This window comes from Rhodococcus sp. 7Tela_A2 (assembly GCF_049311045.1).
Lineage (GTDB): Bacteria > Actinomycetota > Actinomycetes > Mycobacteriales > Mycobacteriaceae > Rhodococcus.
In genome coordinates, this window is the sequence record NZ_JAXION010000040.1 from 1 (window position 1) to 17,377 (window position 17,377).

At 67.4% G+C, this 17,377-nt stretch carries 20 protein-coding genes and 1 pseudogene; 10 read left to right on the forward strand and 11 right to left on the reverse strand.

What is annotated here, in order from left to right:
* Both TVH25_RS09840 and TVH25_RS09845 read left to right on the forward strand, forming a co-directional pair.
* Nucleotides 1-257: pseudogene (locus TVH25_RS09840) on the forward strand (hypothetical protein); the annotation flags it as partial.
* A gap of 38 nt (nt 258-295) precedes the next feature.
* Nucleotides 296-817, forward strand: coding sequence for a metallophosphoesterase family protein (locus TVH25_RS09845; protein ID WP_422423982.1), 522 nt, complete (start codon nt 296-298; stop codon nt 815-817).
* Here TVH25_RS09845 and TVH25_RS09850 read toward each other — a convergent pair whose 3' ends face one another.
* A complete protein-coding gene (locus TVH25_RS09850; RefSeq protein WP_169622220.1) occupies nt 818-1,360 on the reverse strand; it encodes a TetR/AcrR family transcriptional regulator in 543 nt (180 codons plus the stop codon).
* An 86-nt stretch (nt 1,361-1,446) separates the two neighbouring features.
* Here TVH25_RS09850 and TVH25_RS09855 point away from each other — a divergent pair, with 86 nt between their 5' ends.
* Together TVH25_RS09855 and TVH25_RS09860 are read left to right on the forward strand one after the other, a co-directional pair.
* Nucleotides 1,447-3,009: an MFS transporter gene (locus TVH25_RS09855; RefSeq protein ID WP_422423983.1), complete on the forward strand. Its 1,563-nt coding sequence runs from the start codon at nt 1,447-1,449 to the stop codon at nt 3,007-3,009.
* Between the two features lie 99 nt (nt 3,010-3,108).
* A complete protein-coding gene (locus TVH25_RS09860) occupies nt 3,109-3,996 on the forward strand; it encodes an alpha/beta fold hydrolase (protein WP_296550120.1) in 888 nt (295 codons plus the stop codon).
* Between the two features lie 18 nt (nt 3,997-4,014).
* Here the strand turns inward: TVH25_RS09860 and TVH25_RS09865 are convergent, their stop codons facing one another.
* The 3 genes from TVH25_RS09865 to TVH25_RS09875 all read right to left on the reverse strand — a co-directional run bounded on the left by TVH25_RS09865 (nt 4,015) and on the right by TVH25_RS09875 (nt 5,990).
* Nucleotides 4,015-4,452: a carboxymuconolactone decarboxylase family protein gene (locus tag TVH25_RS09865; RefSeq protein WP_169622223.1), complete on the reverse strand. Its 438-nt coding sequence runs from the start codon at nt 4,450-4,452 to the stop codon at nt 4,015-4,017.
* Nucleotides 4,453-4,573: 121 nt separating this feature from the next.
* Nucleotides 4,574-5,128 (reverse strand): DUF488 family protein, encoded by a 555-nt coding sequence (locus TVH25_RS09870; protein ID WP_422423984.1) that lies wholly within the window; start codon nt 5,126-5,128, stop codon nt 4,574-4,576.
* A gap of 10 nt (nt 5,129-5,138) precedes the next feature.
* Entirely contained in the window at nt 5,139-5,990 is an 852-nt protein-coding gene (locus TVH25_RS09875; protein ID WP_422423985.1) for an SDR family oxidoreductase, read from the reverse strand.
* A gap of 182 nt (nt 5,991-6,172) precedes the next feature.
* On the opposite strand from TVH25_RS09875, the gene TVH25_RS09880 reads away from it, so the two are divergent.
* Nucleotides 6,173-6,916 (forward strand): VIT1/CCC1 transporter family protein, encoded by a 744-nt coding sequence (locus TVH25_RS09880; RefSeq protein ID WP_296549725.1) that lies wholly within the window; start codon nt 6,173-6,175, stop codon nt 6,914-6,916.
* 82 nt (nt 6,917-6,998) lie between these two features.
* Here the strand turns inward: TVH25_RS09880 and TVH25_RS09885 are convergent, their stop codons facing one another.
* Nucleotides 6,999-7,814, reverse strand: coding sequence for a glycoside hydrolase family 19 protein (locus TVH25_RS09885; protein WP_296549727.1), 816 nt, complete (start codon nt 7,812-7,814; stop codon nt 6,999-7,001).
* Between the two features lie 720 nt (nt 7,815-8,534).
* Between TVH25_RS09885 and TVH25_RS09890 the strand changes: the two genes are divergently transcribed.
* A complete protein-coding gene (locus TVH25_RS09890) occupies nt 8,535-9,107 on the forward strand; it encodes a TetR/AcrR family transcriptional regulator (protein ID WP_296549729.1) in 573 nt (190 codons plus the stop codon).
* Between the two features lie 135 nt (nt 9,108-9,242).
* Here the strand turns inward: TVH25_RS09890 and TVH25_RS09895 are convergent, their stop codons facing one another.
* Entirely contained in the window at nt 9,243-9,569 is a 327-nt protein-coding gene (locus TVH25_RS09895; RefSeq protein ID WP_169622204.1) for a hypothetical protein, read from the reverse strand.
* A 484-nt stretch (nt 9,570-10,053) separates the two neighbouring features.
* On the opposite strand from TVH25_RS09895, the gene TVH25_RS09900 reads away from it, so the two are divergent.
* The gene (locus tag TVH25_RS09900) at nt 10,054-11,565 is read left to right on the forward strand and encodes a protein adenylyltransferase SelO (protein ID WP_422423988.1); all 1,512 of its coding nucleotides are present in this window, start codon (nt 10,054-10,056) and stop codon (nt 11,563-11,565) included.
* Nucleotides 11,566-11,593: 28 nt separating this feature from the next.
* Here the strand turns inward: TVH25_RS09900 and TVH25_RS09905 are convergent, their stop codons facing one another.
* Entirely contained in the window at nt 11,594-11,797 is a 204-nt protein-coding gene (locus tag TVH25_RS09905) for a zinc-ribbon domain-containing protein (RefSeq protein ID WP_169622230.1), read from the reverse strand.
* Between the two features lie 146 nt (nt 11,798-11,943).
* Nucleotides 11,944-12,726, reverse strand: coding sequence for an SDR family NAD(P)-dependent oxidoreductase (locus tag TVH25_RS09910; protein ID WP_422423989.1), 783 nt, complete (start codon nt 12,724-12,726; stop codon nt 11,944-11,946).
* 181 nt (nt 12,727-12,907) lie between these two features.
* Between TVH25_RS09910 and TVH25_RS09915 the strand changes: the two genes are divergently transcribed.
* Entirely contained in the window at nt 12,908-14,560 is a 1,653-nt protein-coding gene (locus TVH25_RS09915) for a RecQ family ATP-dependent DNA helicase (protein WP_422423990.1), read from the forward strand.
* Nucleotides 14,561-14,597: 37 nt separating this feature from the next.
* Here the strand turns inward: TVH25_RS09915 and TVH25_RS09920 are convergent, their stop codons facing one another.
* Nucleotides 14,598-15,242 (reverse strand): dihydrofolate reductase family protein, encoded by a 645-nt coding sequence (locus tag TVH25_RS09920; RefSeq protein ID WP_422423992.1) that lies wholly within the window; start codon nt 15,240-15,242, stop codon nt 14,598-14,600.
* A 141-nt stretch (nt 15,243-15,383) separates the two neighbouring features.
* On the opposite strand from TVH25_RS09920, the gene TVH25_RS09925 reads away from it, so the two are divergent.
* Nucleotides 15,384-15,941, forward strand: a complete 558-nt coding sequence (locus TVH25_RS09925; protein ID WP_422423993.1) for a dihydrofolate reductase family protein — start codon at nt 15,384-15,386, stop codon at nt 15,939-15,941.
* Nucleotides 15,942-16,041: 100 nt separating this feature from the next.
* A complete protein-coding gene (locus TVH25_RS09930) occupies nt 16,042-16,257 on the forward strand; it encodes a hypothetical protein (RefSeq protein WP_169622235.1) in 216 nt (71 codons plus the stop codon).
* 12 nt (nt 16,258-16,269) lie between these two features.
* Here TVH25_RS09930 and TVH25_RS09935 read toward each other — a convergent pair whose 3' ends face one another.
* Nucleotides 16,270-16,614: a type II toxin-antitoxin system Phd/YefM family antitoxin gene (locus TVH25_RS09935; protein ID WP_296549655.1), complete on the reverse strand. Its 345-nt coding sequence runs from the start codon at nt 16,612-16,614 to the stop codon at nt 16,270-16,272.
* A 162-nt stretch (nt 16,615-16,776) separates the two neighbouring features.
* Complete coding sequence (locus TVH25_RS09940; RefSeq protein WP_422423994.1) at nt 16,777-17,274, reverse strand: hypothetical protein; 498 nt, start codon at nt 17,272-17,274, stop codon at nt 16,777-16,779.
* Nucleotides 17,275-17,377: the final 103 nt, after the last annotated feature.

The following is a 17,377-nucleotide window of genomic DNA, read 5'->3' on the forward strand; positions in this document are numbered from 1 at the left end:
GGGGGGGGGGGCGCCGCCCCCCCCCCGGGGGCGGCGGGGGCGCCGGGGCGGCGGCGGCACTCACGGCGGCGCAGCCCGCCGACGACACCGTCGCGCGCCTGCGCCAGCACCTCGCCGACGATCTCGACACCCCGAAGGCTCTTGCGGCCCTTGATGGTTGGGCCCGGTTCGCGGTCGAGCAGGGTGGTGACGATGCGTCGGCGCCCGGCCTGTTCGCGGACGCGGTCGATGCGCTGCTGGGTGTTCCTCTGCGGTAGTACCGGCACGCCCGAGCAGGGCGCGGCACACTGGGCCGATGAGGTTGCTGCTGCTGGCCGACACCCACGTCCCCGCGCGGGCACGTGGGCTCCCCGCGGTCGTGTGGGACGAGGTGGACCGCGCCGACATCGTCGTCCACGCGGGTGACTGGATCGGCGTCGGACTGCTGGACGCCCTCGAAGAACGTGCACGGCGCCTGATCGCATGCTGGGGGAACAACGATGGACCCGCCCTGCGGGAGCGGCTTCCGGAGGTCGCGCGGGTGACGCTCGACGGGCTTCGTCTCGCGGTGGTGCACGAGACCGGCGCCTCGGCGGGCCGGGACAAGCGCATGGAGGCGGCGTATCCCGACACGGATGTGCTGGTATTCGGTCACTCCCACATCCCGTGGGACACCACAGCTCCCGGCGGTCTGCGCCTGCTCAATCCGGGCTCGCCCACGGATCGGCGCAGACAGCCGCACTGTACGTACATGACCGCGACGGTCGACGGCGGTGCGCTGGGCGACGTCGAGTTGCACCGTCTCCCGGCGAAATCGAGCGGACCGGCGGGTCGCTGATCAGTCGCGTCCGTCGGTCATGCGTCGCACGACTTCGAGGAGTTCGTCCACGTCCTCGGGCGGTGTCTCGCTCGTTTCTCCCGACATCGCGGCGTTGTAGTACAGGCCGTCGCCGATCAGCATCACCGCTCGGGCGACGGCGGGGTCCTCGAGCGCGTCGGTGAGAACGTCCAGCCAGCCCTGCCGGATGCGGTGCAGCGCCTGCCGGGCGCGTTCGTTCGCGCCCTGGCTCAGGCGGGTGGTCGCGATGATGGCTCGGTCGATGGGGGTGTCGGCGTACACCGAAGTGTGAATGTAGTACGCGGCAGGACCTTCCGGGGCTGTGCGCATGAGTTCGGCGTCGTCGGCGGCGAGCTGTTCGACATGTTCGGCAAGACCCTCGATCAGGGCCGCTTTCGACGGGAAGTGATAGAGGAGCCCGCCTTTGGAGACGCCGGCGGCGGCCGCCACCGCGTCGAGGGTGGCGGCGCGCTCACCGTGTTCGAGGAGGACCGACACGAATGCGTCCACAAGTTTGGTGCGGGCGGCAGGTGGGGGTGGCACCAGGCGATCCTACGACCTTCGTTACTATACCGTCCAGCTGGTACAGTAACGAACGTTCCGGCCTTGACTTCGAAAGCACGAGATCCATGTCCACCACCCCTGTTTCCCCGCCCGACCTCTCACCGAGCGCCAAGGCAGGTCCTCGTGAATGGGCCGCGCTCGCGGTGCTCATGCTTCCGGTGCTGCTCGTCTCTGTGGACAACACCGTCCTCGCCTTCGCGTTGCCCGAAATCTCGTCGGCACTGCAGCCCACCGGAGCGCAGCAGTTGTGGATCATCGATATCTACCCGCTGGTGCTTGCCGGTCTGCTCGTCGCGATGGGCAGCCTCGGTGACCGGATCGGGCGCCGACGCCTGTTGCTCATCGGCTCGACGGGATTCGCCGCCGTCTCCGTTGCGGCCGCCTATGCACCGTCCGCCGAACTGCTGATCGTCGCCCGCGGTGCGCTCGGTTTCTTCGGCGCGATGCTCATGCCGTCCACGCTGTCGTTGTTGCGCAACATCTTCCTCGACGGCGACCAGCGACGTTTCGCCATCGCGATCTGGGCGTCGTGCTTCGCAACCGGCGCCGCACTGGGCCCGATCGTGGGCGGATTCCTGCTCGAGCACGCGTGGTGGGGCTCGGTGTTCCTGCTCGCCGTGCCCGTCTTGATCCCGCTGCTCGTGCTCGCACCGATGTTCGTTCCCGAGTCGAAGGACCCGAATCCCGGCCGGGTCGACGTGGTGAGCATCGGACTGTCCATGCTCGCGCTGGCACCGCTGGTCTATGCGATCAAGCGCCTCGCCGGCGACGGGATGGGTCTCGCCGCGCTCGTTCCCGCAGCAGTGGGGGTGCTCGCGCTGGTGCTCTTCGTTCGGCGGCAACTGCACCGGAGCGACCCGATGCTCGACGTCCGGCTGTTTCGGGTACCGGCCTTCTCGGGCGCCGTCATCGTCAACCTGCTGTCGGTGTTCTCGCTGGTGGGTTTCCTGTTCTTCGTCTCGCAGCACCTGCAGCTCGTCATCGGGCACAGCCCGATGCAAGCCGGGATCGCTCTCGTTCCGGGACTGGCCGTCATGGTCGTCGCCGGGATGTCGGTGGTGCTGCTGGTGCGGTGGATCCGGCCGTCGACGATCATCGTTGCGGCCCTTCTGCTGTCCGCAGTCGGTTACGGGCTCGTGTTCCTGACGGCCTCGCCGTCTGCCGTCACACCGATCATCGTCGCGTTCGCCGTGCTCGGTGCGGGCATCGGTGCGGCGGAGACGCTTTCGAACGACCTGATCGTCTCGAGCGTGCCTCCGACGAAGGCCGGCGCGGCCTCGGCGGTGTCGGAAACCGCGTACGAGATGGGTGCCGTGCTCGGAACCGCCGTACTCGGCTCGATTCTCACGGCGTCGTACACGTCCCACTTCACCGTCCCGGCCGGGATCGATGTGGCGCAGGCGGCGGCCGCGCAACAGACGCTCGGCGGCGCGCACGCAGTGGCCGAGACACTGCCCGCGGTGCAGGCCGACGCCCTCCTGGCCGCCGCCGGATCCGCGTTCGACAGTGGGGTGACGATTACGTCGGCGATCGGAGCCGCGCTGATGGTCGTGTCCGCGCTCGTCGCCTGGCGCATGCTGCGTCCGCGGCAGGACGGGCACGTCCCGGGACCGGCTTCCCACGTATGAACCCGTAGGTGCCGAACGCTTGCGGTTACTTATTACTCCGCGTCACGTTAATCTGGGCGCCATGCGTACTTCCAGTGCTGCGCGACATCGGGGGAGAACATGAACAGTCGTGTCGTCACCAACGGACCGACCCGGCTCCACGTCGTGGAGGAAGGCAACCCGGACGGGCCGACTCTCGTCCTCGTCCACGGCTGGCCCGATACGCACGCTCTATGGGATCGGGTGACGCCGCTGCTCGCCGACACCTTCCGGATCGTGCGCTTCGACAATCGCGGCGCCGGGAAGTCCACCGTCCCCGATGCGGTGGAGGACTACCGGCTCGAGCACCTCGCCGCCGACCTGTTCGCGGTGATCGACGCGGTCAGCCCGGACGAACCGGTCCACCTGCTCGGTCACGACTGGGGTGCGGTCCTGTGCTGGGAAGCCGTGTGCGAGCCGATCGCCACCGGACGGATCGCGTCGTACACCTCGGTATCGGGGCCGAACCTGGATCATCTGGGCCTGTGGATGCGCCGGCGGGCAGGGGAGTTGCGGCTCCTCGGACCCGGCGAGCAGGCGCTGGCCTCGTCCTACACCCTGTTGTTCCAGATCCCCGGAGTGCCGGCGCTCGTGCTGCGGGCAGGGTTCGCCCGGCGCTGGCCTGCCTTCGTCGGATTCTTCGACCGGACGGACCCGGCGGCGATCGGGCCGGTCGCGCCGACCCTGCCCGACGACATGGCGCACGGACTGAAGTTGTATCGCGCCAATCTGCGCCGGCGGCTCGCCGGTCCGCGTGAGCGACGGACCGAGGTTCCCGTCCAGCTGGTCCTGAATCTGCGGGACCGGGCGGTGCGGCCGGTCGGGTACGAAGACACCGACAGATGGGTGACCGATCTGCGCGTGCACCCGCTGGATGCGGGCCACTGGTCACCTCGTTCGCATCCCGCGGAACTCGCCGACGCGACCGCCCGGTTCGTCCGGGACGTCGAGGCCGCTGTCCGTCCGTAGCGGCCAGGACCCGGACGCTCAGGGGCCGACCGGATAACCGCTGGTGATCGCCACCCGGTTCCACGCGTTCATCACGACCGCGAGCCAGCCGACTGCGGACGCCTGCGCGGGCGTGAGCGACCCGTCGTCCCAGGTGTGTGCGTCCGGCACCGGCAACCGCGTGACCTGCTCGGCCAGCGCGAGGGCCGCGCGCTCCTGGGATGTGAAGTACTGCGACTCCCACCACGCGGCCACCACCGCCAGCCGGTCGCCGGTCTCGCCCTTCTCGACGGCGTCACGGGTGTGCATGCGCAGACAGAACGCGCACCCGTTGATCTGTGAGATCCGGATCTTGACCAGTTCTGCGAGCAACGGGTCCAGCTCCGCCTGCCGGACTGCTTCTTCGGCCTGCTCGTTGAGACTCACCAGTTGCTTGTATGCGGCGGGGTGTTGCTTCCCGAGGTTGACGACGCTCATCCGGCTTCCCTTCGAAGGTTGGAGGCAGAACAAGTCTGTCAACGACGGTCGCGTTCCATCAGGGATCGGCGCGTTCCGGTGCTCGTCGTTTTCGCGCCGGTCCGAGCGCAGTGTCGGGGTCTCACCCAGTGTCGGGGTAGGTCACGACACCGTCGGCACCGACCTTCGGTACAGCCCCCCACCCGCCGAGGACGTGTTGCCTCGGTGCCGCGCCGGTCATCAGGTGCACCACCGTCCATCCCCGCGCGGTCAACGTGTTGGCGATCAGAAGGCGGTGGCAACGCCACGGCATGGGCTCGGCGCACATGATCGCGACGCGGTGGTCGTGGGCGAGGTCGCTCAGATGCGCCAGCCCCGTCTCGAACGCGGGGGTGAGCGTGTAGTCGGCGTAGTTCTTGAAACTCGTGTTTCTCCACCCGGCGTTGATCTGCGGGTCGATGTCCTTCTGCTTCGGTCGCCGGCCACCGAGTTCGGTCAGGTGCAGGTATCCGATCTCGGCTTCGCCGAGCCATGACGTCATCGCGTCGGCGTCGACGTGCGGACTGCGGCGCGAACCGGGCATCTTGCGTACGTCGGCTACCAGGTCGATGTCCGCGGTCGCAAGCGTGTCGAGCAGGACGGCGGGTGGGCATGTCCAGTGCCCGATCGTCCACAGGGTGCCGGGTTCGCCGCTCATGGCCGGTTCCCTAGGCCTGGTGTGAACCCGGGGCCAGGAGTTCGGCGAGACTCAGCGGCGCAGCGCCGGTCAGTTGCTGGACCGCGTCGGTCACCGCGGCGAGCTCACCGGCGGCGATCGCCGTGTACGTCGAGACCCACGCGTCGAGTTGCCACGCGGGGGCCTCGTACTTCCGACGGGAGGCGTACGCCTGCTCGACCGTTTCCTCCTCGTACGTGGTCGCCCGCCCCGTCACGTCGGTGATCGTGCGCGCGACCTCGCTCAGCGTCATCGCTTCCGGACCGGTCAGGTCATAGGTCCGGCCGGCATGAGCATCGACCCCCGCGAGCACGGCGGCGGCGCTGCGCGCGATGTCCGCTCGTGCCACAGCGCCCACCCGCCCGTCCCCGGCCGGGCCGCGAATCACCCCGTCCTCGTCCGCGAGCGTGGGCAGGAAGTCGAGGTAGAGAGAGTCCCGCAGAAATGTCCATGCCATCCCGGACTCGCGCAGGTACTGCTCGGTGGCCCAATGGTCGCGGGCGAGCGTGAAGGTGGCGTTCGGGGCGGCTCCGAGATACGACGTGTAGACCACGTGCCGCACTCCGGCGGCGACCGCGGCGTCGACGAAGGTGCGGTGCTGTGTGAGACGGTCCGCGCTCTCGGATGCCGAGACCATGAACAGCACGTCCGCCCCGCGTAACGCGGCGGTCGCGGCCTCGAGGTCGCCGTAGGACGCCTGCACGACGTCGCGGGCTCCGGTCGGCGCGCGCGCAGGATCGCGTACCACCAGACGCATGCGGGTCCCGGTCTCGTCGAGGTGGGCGGCGACAGCGCGGCCGATGTTGCCGGTGGATCCGGTAACCGCGATACGGGTGCTGGCCATGGCAGTGTCCTCTCGCGCCGCAGTCCTCTCGCGCCGCATTGTCCAGACAGCGGCCGGGGCGTGGCCTTCGGCGGGTGAGCCGGCGATCTCTCCCGCAACCGTCACACACTACGAGCCGGCAGGAGGTGCTTACGGAGAGCGAATGCTCATCCTTCGGCCCGGGACGGTGTTAGCTTGACGGCATGTCGTTGCCCGAACCACGGTCGCAGGGGGGCGAGCCGGGAGGCCACAAGGGCGCAGAACCCCACGGCGGCTCCTTGGCGGGCAAACTCAACTGGCTGCGCGCAGGTGTACTGGGCGCGAACGACGGCATCGTCTCGACCGCAGGACTGGTCGTCGGCGTCGCGGCAGCTACGACGACGGAACAGACCATTCTGACCGCCGGTGTCGCCGGTCTCGCGGCGGGAGCCGTGTCGATGGCACTCGGTGAATACGTCTCGGTGAGCACTCAGCGCGACACCGAACAGGCCGCATTGGTCGCGGAACGGCGCGAGCTCGAGGTGATGCCGGAAGCCGAACTGGCCGAGCTGGAGGATCTGCTCGAGAGTTGGGGGCTCTCGGAGAGCACGGCCCGGACCGCGGCCGAGGAGATGACCGCCCGGGATCCGCTCGCTGCGCACGCGCAGGTGGAACTGAGGATCGACCCGACCGAGCTGGCCAATCCGTGGCTCGCCGCGCTGTCGTCGGCGGTGTCGTTCACGCTCGGGGCGCTCGTGCCGCTGCTGGTCATCGTGTTCGCGCCGGACGGGGTGCGGATTCCGGTGACGTTCGCGTCCGTGCTCGTCGCGCTGGCGATCACCGGGACGACGAGTGCGTGGCTCGGGGGAGCCCGGCGCGGACGAGCCGTGGTGCGCGTCGTGCTCGGGGGCGCACTGGCAATGGTGGTGACGTACGCAATCGGGCAGATCTTCGACGTAGCGGTCTAGGCCCGACGAAGACGATCCGGCCCGCCCTGCAAAAGGGCGGGCCGGATCGGCCGGGTGGTCCAGGACCGGGAGTCCTGTGAGGTTACGGCTGCAGCAGCACGTTCAGGCCGCGCTCGAAGTCGGCGATCCGCCGCTGCAGGGCGTGGTGCCCGCCGTTGACGAGTTCGGAGACCCGAACGATTCCGGCCGTGTCCGCGACCTCGTTGAGGTTGCGCGAGGTCCAGTACCAGGCAGCGGTGGTGAAAGCGTTTTCCCCGGTGGCCAGCAGTTCGGGGTGCGAAACGAAGTCCACCCCGGTGTGCTCACTCAGCTTCTGGTAGTTGTGGCGACCCGTGACCTGGATGGCGCCGCGACCCTTGTACCGCTCGCCGTCTCCCGGCTGGGTATTGCCGAGGTCGGCGCGGCCCTCGTAGGCGCGACCGGATGCGTACTCCTCGAACGTGCGGAACGAATCGGACTCGACGGCGAGCTGTGCGATGAACGCCGCCTGACGAACCGGGTTGTCGATACCGTGGCGAATCATCGCGTCGTTCAGCGGGGCGATGACTTCGTTGATCTTCTCGGGGGGGATGCCCGGCACGATGCGTGCCAGCTCGTCGGGTGTGACCACAGGCGGCGGAGGCGCCGGGGCGGGCTCGGCCACAGGCTCGACGGCTTGCTCGGTTTCCCCGGAGGATTCCTCGGGTTCGACGGTTGTATTGTCCACCTTCGACCATCCAGAGCCGGTGAGCGCGTCGATGTCGAGCGCCTTGAGCAGGTTGCCGGGCTCCTGGTAGCGGGTGGCCGCAGAGGTGACCGGATTGGCGTTGGCGGTGGCGGTACCGAATGCGACACCGGAGGTGATGACGGCAGTGGCGGCGATGGCGCACTTGATACGGCGCGAGGGTGAAACAGGCATGAGTCGTGCTCCAAGATTCGGCCGAAAGCTGGGGCTCGGCCCTTTCAAAACGGGACCGCTGGCGTTACCGAAAGGAGATGTTTAATTCCCGTTCCAGCGGTTTTTATGTCACAACCAGGTAACGCCGCAGCTAGGGGGCGTTTCAAGGCATCGTGCCGAAGGCCATTTCAGACCCGGGGACGTGACAGCCGTCGCAGCCGACCGCGATTCGTCGCCACCGGAACCGCCCGGAGCGGCCCGCCCGAGGTTGCCGCCGCAACGCCGAACCCGCCGTGTTCGGCACGCCCGGGCAACCTGCGCCCTCGATCCGAAGTTGTTCTGCTGCACTGTAATTCGTCTGGAGTCCATCGAAATCCGAGCGCCGGGTTCGGTTCGTTCGCAGACTGGGCCTCGATGCGCTTCGTGCTGTCGTCCCGCCCCGCCCGAAATCGGGTGCGAAAGCCGCTTTTCGGGGGGCCGTCGTGACCTTTTCGTGCCCGAGGACACAGCGGCGTGAAGGGGGCCGTGACCTGCGGTTGATCTTCGCAGGTGCGTTGCCGGACGCATTCGACGCACCCGTGCGGGTTCATTGGTCCGGTGTTTTCCGGGGACCGGCCAGGACGGTGGCGGCGCCGTCTTGTTGCTAGGCTACCGTCCGGTAGGTAGGCTGATGTGCATGCGCAGTTCCCTTGCACTCGAAATAACCGACCTGACCAAGTCCTACGGCGCTCGGAGGAACCGATGACCGACGGAACCGACACCCGCACGCAGATCATGGCCGCTTTCGCCGACCAGCTCGCCGGCACCGGCTACGCCGGGATCTCCCTCGTCGGCGTGGCCGGCACCGTCGGAATCAGGAAGCCGTCGATCTACCATCACTTCCCCGGTGGGAAGGAAGACCTGTATCGGGCGGTCGCCCGCGAATTCATCGGCAACCTGCACCTCCGTATCCGGAAGGCAGTCGACACCGAGGGATCTCTGGACGACCGTCTGACCGCACTCGCGGTCGCCTGTTCGGAAGACCACGGGTCCTCCATCTCGTTCGAACAGCGCATCTACGATGCCCTCGACCAGGTGAGCGACACGACTCGCGACGAGATCTCCGCGCTCTACGTCCGCGAGGTGCTCAGTCCCGTGGTCGTACTGTTCGAGGGGGCCGTGACCGGAGACGAACTCACCGGCGACCCGCAGTTCCTGATGAATGCGTTCCTCCATCTGGCCCGCGCGACGGACTTGGCCGGAGGAGTCGACAATGCACGCCGGATCACGGAGTTGTTCCTCAACGGCGCGCGACCCCGCGCCCGCCCCATGTAAGAGCCCTGTCGGTGTGCGCGCGAGGTGGCTGCGCACGGGGAGCCGAACGTGGAGGTGGTGCGGACACGTCGTTCGGACGGCCCGGTCGTCCCCTGACGGTTCGCCGGTGAGTGGACCGAGAGCTGGGAGGAAGTATCAGGAGATCGGTGCGGGACACTGGCCCGTCTGCTCGCCGATCGAGTTGATTTCGGCGTTGGAACGAGGATCGCCCGCATAGTTGATCTGATTCGTGCAGCGGTCGTCGGGCACAGCGTTGGGGTCGGGTGCGATCTCACCCGACGGGTATCGGCACACGATTCCGTCGCAGACCGGCGCATTCGCGGCGCGTTCACCTTCGAGCACACGGTCGTGTACCGACTGGCAGTAGTCGGTGTATCCGGTGACGGTGCCGTCCGACCAATAGGTTTCGATCGGGCCGAGACCGGTCTGACAATCGACGATGTAGGCCTCCGTGTCGGACACCGGTGGTTCCGATGCGGGCGCCGGCACCTGCGTCGACGGTTCGGCCGTGTCCCACACCGGAGTGGAGGTGGCCGGAGGGGCCGACGGCGGCGGGGGATCGACCGTTGTGGCGACGTCGACGCTCGTGGTGCGCGAAGTGGTCGGTTGCGGCGGATTCGAGGCGTCGTCGGCACCGCAACCCGCAAGTACGGCACAAACGCAGGCGATTACCGCCAGACGCGCAGTGTTCGACATACCACCTACGTCGCCCCGGCCGAAAGAGCCGTTACCACGTTGGCTCGGCGGTCATCCCACCGAGCTGCTTCGGACACGACCCCAGAGGCAGCATCGCGATGAAAAGGCGTCTCCCTCTCCATGAGCCCGGGATTCGGGGACGCAGCAGCGTCCCGGCGACGCGGCAGCCGAGAATGTATCTGCTGAGTGCGCGCAGCTACCCGAACCGACCCTCCCGGTTGGCTCGTCGAGTAATGGTTACTCTCGGAAGATGGCTGCGAACCCGGATTTCACCCTCAGCGGCGCGAGCACGGCGGTGCCCGGTCTCGAGAGCACCTTCGTCGACGAGTTCGGCGACCTCACGGTGCCGTGGAAGGGTGCACAAGCTCCTGACCCCGCACTGCTTGTGCTCAACGAGCAACTGGCAGCCGAACTTCGGCTCGACGCCGTGGTGCTGCGCAGCGAAGAGGGCGTCGGTGTGCTGTCCGGATCGGCTGTTCCCGACAGAGCCGCGCCGGTGGCGATGGCATATGCGGGTCACCAGTTCGGCGGTTATGCCCCGCTCCTCGGAGATGGACGCGCCCTGCTGCTCGGTGAACTCGCCGACCAAGGCGGGCGGCGAGTCGATCTGCATCTCAAGGGCTCGGGGCCGACTCCGTTCTCCCGCGGCGGTGACGGGTTCGCCGTCGTCGGCCCGATGCTGCGCGAATACCTGGTCAGCGAGGCGATGTACGCGCTCGGCATTCCCACGACGCGTGCTCTCTCAGTAGTGGCCACCGGCGCACACGTACCCCGAAACGGACTCGAGCCCGGGGCCGTGCTCGCCCGGATCGCCGCGAGCCACCTCAGGGTCGGGACCTTCGAGTTCGCCGTGCGACGGGGCGAGGTGCTGCCGCGCCTTGCCGAGTACGCGATCGGCCGCCATTATCCGGAGCTCACCGAACGGCCCGCGACGGGTGACGGCAACCGCTATCTGCGGTTTTTCGAGGCCGTGGTCGAGGCGCAGGCGTCACTGGTGGCGAAGTGGATGCTCACCGGTTTCGTGCACGGAGTGATGAACACCGACAACACGACTATCTCCGGGGAGACGATCGATTACGGTCCGTGCGCTTTTCTCGACGCGTTCGACCCGGCCGCGGTGTTCAGTTCGATCGATCATGCGGGCCGCTATGCGTTCGGTAACCAGCCCGCGGTCCTGAAATGGAATCTGGCGCGGTTCGCCGAAACGCTGCTGCCCTTGATGGCGTCCACCCCGGACGATGCGATTACCGCCGCGACGGGCGTGCTCGACACCTTCGACGAGCGTTACGACGCCCACTACACGGCGGGGATCGCAGCGAAACTCGGCGTCGCCGGCACCCACATCGACCGGGCGCTGGTCGACGACCTGCTGTCGTTGATGGAAGAATCGGGCGCCGACTGGACGGGGACCTTCCGTGCTCTCGCCGAAGAACTGCGCGGGCACTCCGCGTCTCTCGACGGCCTCCTGCCCCGGACGGCAATCGGCCCCTGGCTGGAACGCTGGAACGAGGTCGTGGCGCAACAGGGTAGGGGACCGGCGGCCACCGCGGACGCGATGGACGAGGTCAATCCGCTCTACATCCCCCGAAATCACCAGGTCGATGCTGCTCTCCGCGCCGCCACCGACGGAGACCTCTCGCCCTTCACGACATTGCTCGAGGTCGTGACGCATCCGTTCGGCCGGCGCGACGAATGGTCGGACTACGCCGCTCCCGCGCCACGGCAGTTCACCGAGTCTTTTCAGACATTCTGCGGGACCTGATACGGCAGCTTTCGGGGGCGCACGGCGGTCAGCTTTCGACGACGGTGCCGCAGATACCGCATTCCTCGAACTCCCGGCGATTCCACCGCGCGACCGGGATGAAGAACAGGGTGAACTGCTTGCACACGCGCAGCCTTCTCCACTGAGTTGTGTTGTGGCACCGCGGGCACGTGCGAGTGTGCCCCTCGCCGAGGTACTGCCGTTTGGTGCCGTAGCCGAAGAGAAAGAACATCGCGTCAGCATAGGCCGATACACTCCCTCTGCGACCGAGGCGACGACCTACAAGTCCGACCCGATCTACCCCTGGGACTGGTAAAGCATTCGGCAGACCCTTCCGACAACGCCGACATCCGGAATACCGTCGCCCGAGATGCCGTGTCAGCGGGGTTTCGCGATGACGCGGTTCAGGGCGGTGGTCACCGGCTTCGGTGTCACGGTAGTGAGTGCTGCGAGCGACTTCGTCAGCAGCGATCCCGCGACCACACTGCGGTCGCCTCTCATCAGCGCCTCGTACCCGTCTTTCGCGACGACGGAGGGGTCGTCCTTGGGAGCCTTGCCCATCACGGTGTCGAGCAGACCCGCGCGGGCGAAGAACTGGGTGTCGGTGGCTCCGGGCAGCATCGCCGTGACGGTCACACCGCTGTCGCGCAGTTCGTTGCGCACTCCCTCCGCGAAGGACTGCACGAATGCTTTCGACGCGTTGTACACCGCCTGGTACGGACCGGGCATCTTCGACACCAGCGACGAGGTGATCAGAACACGACCCTCCCCGGCGCGCACCATGTCGGCCAGCACCAGACGCGCGAGATGCACTGTCGAGCGCACGTCCAGGTCGACCACCGACAGCAGATCCTCGAGGTCCGCGTCCACGAATGCGCCCCCCACCCCGGCCCCCGCGTTGAGTGCTGCGGCCGACAGCGGCCGCCCGTCGGCGACGACCGCATCGTAGAGCGCGCGCACTCCGTCCTCGGTGCGCAGATCGACCTGGACCGGGTTCACCGAGACGCCCCGCCTCCGCAATTCGCCGGCGGCGTCGTGGATCGCTTCCGACGAGGCGGCGACCGTCAGGTCGTAACCGTTCTCGGCAAACAGATTCGCCAGCTCGAATCCGATACCTCGCGAAGCGCCGGTCACCAGCGCCAACGGACGAGTTCCAGCCATGACTTCCTCCTCGAGTCGTGACGTGCTGTGCACGTGTGATGCGGTCGGGTACCCCTGAACCGCGTCCTCGAACGACTGCGATTCTCCGAAGACGGCCGTTTGCGCCGGGGTGCTCGGGGTAGGCCGGGTTTGCCCCATCCCGTGGACAGCCCCTACCCCGCAGACAGGAGCCTTCGTGTCCGTGAACTCCTCTTCGACGAGCGATCCCCGCGACAGGTTGGAGGACGCCGCCCGGCGCGTGTTCGGATGGGAGACACTGCACCCCGAACAACTCGACGCGATGGTGCCGCTCCTCGACGGTCGTGATGTTCTCGCGGTGCTGGCCACGGGTTACGGCAAGTCCGCGATCTACCAGATCCCGTCGTTGCTGCTTCCGGGAGTGACCGTGATCGTGTCTCCGCTGATCGCGTTGCAGAACGATCAGATCGCCTTCCTGGACTCCACGAGCGCCCCGAAGGCAATGGCGATCAATTCCAAGCAACGTGCGGCGGAGAACGAGGCCAACTGGCAGGCGGTGAGCCGGCACGAAGCGGGTTACGTCTTCGTCTCGCCCGAGCAACTCGCGAAGGACGAGGTGATCGAGCGCCTCGGCGACGTGCGCGTCGCACTGATGGTGGTCGACGAAGCGCACTGTGTCTCCGTGTGGGGCAGCGACTTCCGGCCGGACTATCTGCGGCTCGCCGATGCGCTCGAGCGTCTCGGACGACCGCCCGTGGCGGCCCTCACCGCCACGGCCTCGCCCCCGGTCCGCGACGACATCGTCGGTGCGCTGCGCTTGCGCGACCCGGTCGTGGTGGCCGGCGGATTCGACAGACCGAACCTCGATATCGCGGTGCACCGCCACATCGAGGACGCGGAGAAACGTCGCGCGGTCATCGACGAGGTGGTGTCCCTCGAGGGGCCAGGCATCGTGTACGCGGCTACGCGCAAGGACACCGAGCGCTACGCGGAGAGTCTCGCCGAACGCGGCATCCGCGCCTGTGCCTATCACGCCGGCATGCCCGCGCAGCAGCGCCACGACGTGCACGAACGATTCCTCGACGGCACCTGCGAGGTGGTGGTGGCGACCTCTGCGTTCGGCATGGGGATCGACAAGCCTGACGTTCGGTTCGTCGTCCACGCGTCCGTGCCCGACTCGATCGACTCCTACTACCAGCAGATCGGACGTGCGGGCCGGGACGGGGAGCGAGCGACCGTCTCGATGTTCTACCGGACGGAGGATCTTTCCCTCGCCACCTTCTTCACCACGCACTCGCCGGACGACGACTTGATCTCGCGGGTGTTCGCCGTGGTTCGCGCATCGGGCCCTGTGCGGCTCGGACGGATACGCGAGGAACTCGGTGACCGAGGGCGGCGGCTCGCGAACGCGGCGAACCTCCTGGAGCGGGCCGGTGTGATCGTCGGAGGTCGCCGTGGGTTCATCGCTGCCGATCTCACTGCGCGCCGGGCACTCGAGCGTGCGAGGGACGCCGCGGAAGCCGGCGAACGCTTCGACCGGTCACGTGTCGAGATGATGCGTGGCTACGCGGAGACACGTGGTTGCCGTCGGCAATTCCTGCTGGGCTACTTCGGCGAGACAATCCCCGACCCCTGCGGTACGTGTGACAACTGCGTGGCCGGGGTCGTGCCGGACCTTGCACCGGACGCCGGATCGACCATCGCCGGCGAACTGCTCTCGCCGGAGACACCCGTCGTCCATGAACACTGGGGCCGGGGCGTGGTGCTGAGTACCCGGCACGACCGCGTCACCGTTCTGTTCGACACCGAGGGATACCGCACGTTGTCGCTGGATGTGGTGGACGAATCCGGAGTCCTGACGGTCGCCGAACCGTGAGCACCCCGAAACTCACGGGCCGGGGCGCGTACGGGTGTCAGGCTCCGGGCTCCACCCCGCGATCGGGTGCGCTCATGTCGCCTGTTTCCGGTGTGCCGTCGGCGAGTTCGTAGCGCAGATAGACGGTGCCCTTCGGATCGGCGACCGGTGGCGCGAGGAGGGTGAGGTTCGTGGGCACCCCGCCGCCGTCGAACAGTTTCTTCCCGACCCCCAGCACGATCGGGTGCACCCAGAGGTCGAGGCGGTCGTAAAGTTTCTCGCGCAGGAGGGTCTGCACCAGATTCAGGCTCCCGACGACCTTGATGTGCTCGTGCCGGTCGCGGACCTCGTGCACCGCAGCGACCAGATCGGGCCCGAGCTTCGTGGACCCCGCCCACGAGAGGTCGGGGTTGCCGCGGGAAGCCACATACTTCGGAACCGAATTGAACAAGGTGGCGATCTCGCTGTCCTCACCGCCTTTCTGGTGGGGCCAGTATGCGGCGAACACGTCATAGGTTCGACGACCGAGAAGCAGTGCGTCCGTGCCCTCGTACGCGGCACCGATCTGCGCTCCGGTGACCGCGTCCAGCAGGGGTGCTTGCCAGCCGCCGAACGGGAATCCCACCGGGTCCTCCTCGGGGCCGCCGGGCGATTGCCCGACGAGGTCGAGCGTGGTGAACAGTTCGATCTCGATGAGGCCCATGCCCCTACCTCCTCGGCGTGGTTGCTCGGTCGAAGAAGTAGACCGCGGCGGGCAGGCATACTCATCGCACACTCGGCATCTTCTTGGATCGGTGCAGCCGAAGCGCTCGAACGGAACTTGCTCCTCACGTATTCTCGGCCGATGGGACGACTCCGGTACTCCATCAACATCACTCTGGACGGATGCTGCGATCATCGCGCGGTGCCTGCGGAGGAAGAGTTGCAGGGGTTGCACCGCCACCACACCGCGAACCTCGAGCGGGCCGACGCGCTGCTCTTCGGCCGCGTGACGTACGAACTCATGGAGTCGGCGTGGCGATTGTCGCCGTCGTCGGCAGAGAATCCCGAATGGACGGACCCGTTCGCCCGGACGATCGACGCAGCGAAGAAGTACGTCGTGTCGAGCACGCTCCCGAGTGTCGACTGGAACGCGGAACTCGTCCAGGGGGACCTGGCCGAGGCGGTGCGGAAACTCAAGCAGGAAGCGCCCAACGGTCTGTTCGTCGGAGGCGTGCGACTCCCGCTCGCGTTGGCCGAACTGGGGCTGATCGACGAGTACGAGTTCGTGGTGCAGCCCAGGGTCGCCGGCCACGGGCCGACGTTGTTCGCGGGGTTGTCGAAGCCCCTCGAATTGCGCTTCCTGGACCGGCACGAATTCGGTGCGGGCACCGTGGCAATGCGGTACGAACCGCGCCGGTGAGCCTCGACGGGTGCATTGCTCGACACAACCTGCGATCCTGTGCCGTGACCCGTTCGAGTTGCTCGGGTCGTCCGGCGAACAACCCTGATTGCGGTGAACGATGGCGAACGATCATGACGACACGGCCCGGGCAGCGCGAGGGCGTGCCGCCGCGATCGCGATCTGGCTGGCAACATTCGGAGCGGTGCTCGCGATAGGTGGCGTGGTCGTCGCTTTTCGTCCGGACATTCCCACGACTGTGGGCGGCTCGATGATCGCTGCAGGACTGGTCTCGGTGGTGTTCTTCGGTTATCGCGCCCGGCTGAACAACCCGTAGGACGTGTCGGCGCTAGTCGGCTTTCTTCCGCTTCTTCTTCCGCTGCTTGCGGGAGCGCGCGCGTGGCGGACGCCGGGCGGGTGTTTTCGGTTTCTCGGCCTTGTCGGTGGCGCCGTCCGGCGCGGTGGTCGAGTGTTCTTCGAGAAGCGAACGCGCCATCTCCTTGCGGAGACTGTCCATGAGTTCGGGTGAGCGAAGGAGAAACGTGGCCTCCTGCAGTGCGAGATATCGCTTCTTCGAGATCAGCACTGCCTCATGGTGTTTCCCGGTAATCTCGACCGCGACGGTGTCGTCGTTGACTTCGCGCACCAGCGCACCCAACCGCTCGCGAGCGAACTTGACCGTGGTTGCTCGCACTCCCGCCGACTCCATTCCCCTGCTCGACCGACCCCCGGCACCCTCGTGCCCCGGACCGGAAACAGTCCGGGGACACGACGCGGCGCATCACACCGTTGCAGGGCCACTGTATAGACCCGGGACGAATGCGCGGATCGGGCGCGCTCATGCCGCCGGGGAGAGTCAGGGAGCGACGAAACCTGCGATACCGGGGAGCGACGGTTGTCCGGCATTGGGGTAGCCCTCGGCCCCGACGATGGCGACGGTGATGGCGACGGGTCCCGATCCGGTGTCGACCGTGGGCGCATCGGGCAGTGAACCGTATGGCGTGCAGGGCCGCAGGCTCGTGGAGCCGCTGGTGCCGTTCGCCAGATTCACATAGTTGATGCGGACGAGTGTGAGCGCAGCGCTGGTCCAGCACGGGGCGTCGCTCACGGGCAGGGTGAAGGTCGTCCGGCCCTTTCCGGGAGACGAGGCGTTCACAGAGGAGAAGAGCAGATCCGGAAGTCCGAGTCCGGTGATCTGCACGCCGACAGCGGGAATTTGGTAAACGGAGATCGGAGCAGAGGTCAGCGTGGGGCCGATTGGGTCGGCTGCGGCGGCGGGCGCTCCCGCTACCGCCACACCGGCGGCGGCGAGCGCCGTACCGGTCAGAATCGAAAGCCGTGTGGAGACGCGCATGGTGTTTCCTTTCGGTTCGGTGAGATTCGATCCGGAATAGGCGAGCGGGTGTTCGGTGATGCCCCGACGAGGCCGGTGGGTATTGCGGAGACCGATCCGTGCG

Excerpts from the sequence above, each read along its gene's own strand:
- TVH25_RS09845 (WP_422423982.1), top strand. The coding sequence starts at position 296 with ATGAGGTTGCTGCTGCTGGCCGACACCCACGTCCCCGCGCGGGCACGT.
- TVH25_RS09865 (WP_169622223.1), bottom strand. The coding sequence starts at position 4,452 with ATGAGCGTCGTCAACCTCGGGAAGCAACACCCCGCCGCATACAAGCAA.
- TVH25_RS09885 (WP_296549727.1), bottom strand. The coding sequence starts at position 7,814 with ATGCCTGTTTCACCCTCGCGCCGTATCAAGTGCGCCATCGCCGCCACT.
- TVH25_RS09855 (WP_422423983.1), top strand. The coding sequence starts at position 1,447 with ATGTCCACCACCCCTGTTTCCCCGCCCGACCTCTCACCGAGCGCCAAG.
- TVH25_RS09925 (WP_422423993.1), top strand. The coding sequence starts at position 15,384 with ATGGGACGACTCCGGTACTCCATCAACATCACTCTGGACGGATGCTGC.
- TVH25_RS09910 (WP_422423989.1), bottom strand. The coding sequence starts at position 12,726 with ATGGCTGGAACTCGTCCGTTGGCGCTGGTGACCGGCGCTTCGCGAGGT.
- TVH25_RS09870 (WP_422423984.1), bottom strand. The coding sequence starts at position 5,128 with ATGAGCGGCGAACCCGGCACCCTGTGGACGATCGGGCACTGGACATGC.
- TVH25_RS09930 (WP_169622235.1), top strand. The coding sequence starts at position 16,042 with ATGGCGAACGATCATGACGACACGGCCCGGGCAGCGCGAGGGCGTGCC.
- TVH25_RS09920 (WP_422423992.1), bottom strand. The coding sequence starts at position 15,242 with ATGGGCCTCATCGAGATCGAACTGTTCACCACGCTCGACCTCGTCGGG.
- TVH25_RS09875 (WP_422423985.1), bottom strand. The coding sequence starts at position 5,990 with ATGGCCAGCACCCGTATCGCGGTTACCGGATCCACCGGCAACATCGGC.
- TVH25_RS09940 (WP_422423994.1), bottom strand. The coding sequence starts at position 17,274 with ATGCGCGTCTCCACACGGCTTTCGATTCTGACCGGTACGGCGCTCGCC.
- TVH25_RS09900 (WP_422423988.1), top strand. The coding sequence starts at position 10,054 with ATGGCTGCGAACCCGGATTTCACCCTCAGCGGCGCGAGCACGGCGGTG.
- TVH25_RS09880 (WP_296549725.1), top strand. The coding sequence starts at position 6,173 with ATGTCGTTGCCCGAACCACGGTCGCAGGGGGGCGAGCCGGGAGGCCAC.
- TVH25_RS09860 (WP_296550120.1), top strand. The coding sequence starts at position 3,109 with ATGAACAGTCGTGTCGTCACCAACGGACCGACCCGGCTCCACGTCGTG.
- TVH25_RS09890 (WP_296549729.1), top strand. The coding sequence starts at position 8,535 with ATGACCGACGGAACCGACACCCGCACGCAGATCATGGCCGCTTTCGCC.
- TVH25_RS09905 (WP_169622230.1), bottom strand. The coding sequence starts at position 11,797 with ATGTTCTTTCTCTTCGGCTACGGCACCAAACGGCAGTACCTCGGCGAG.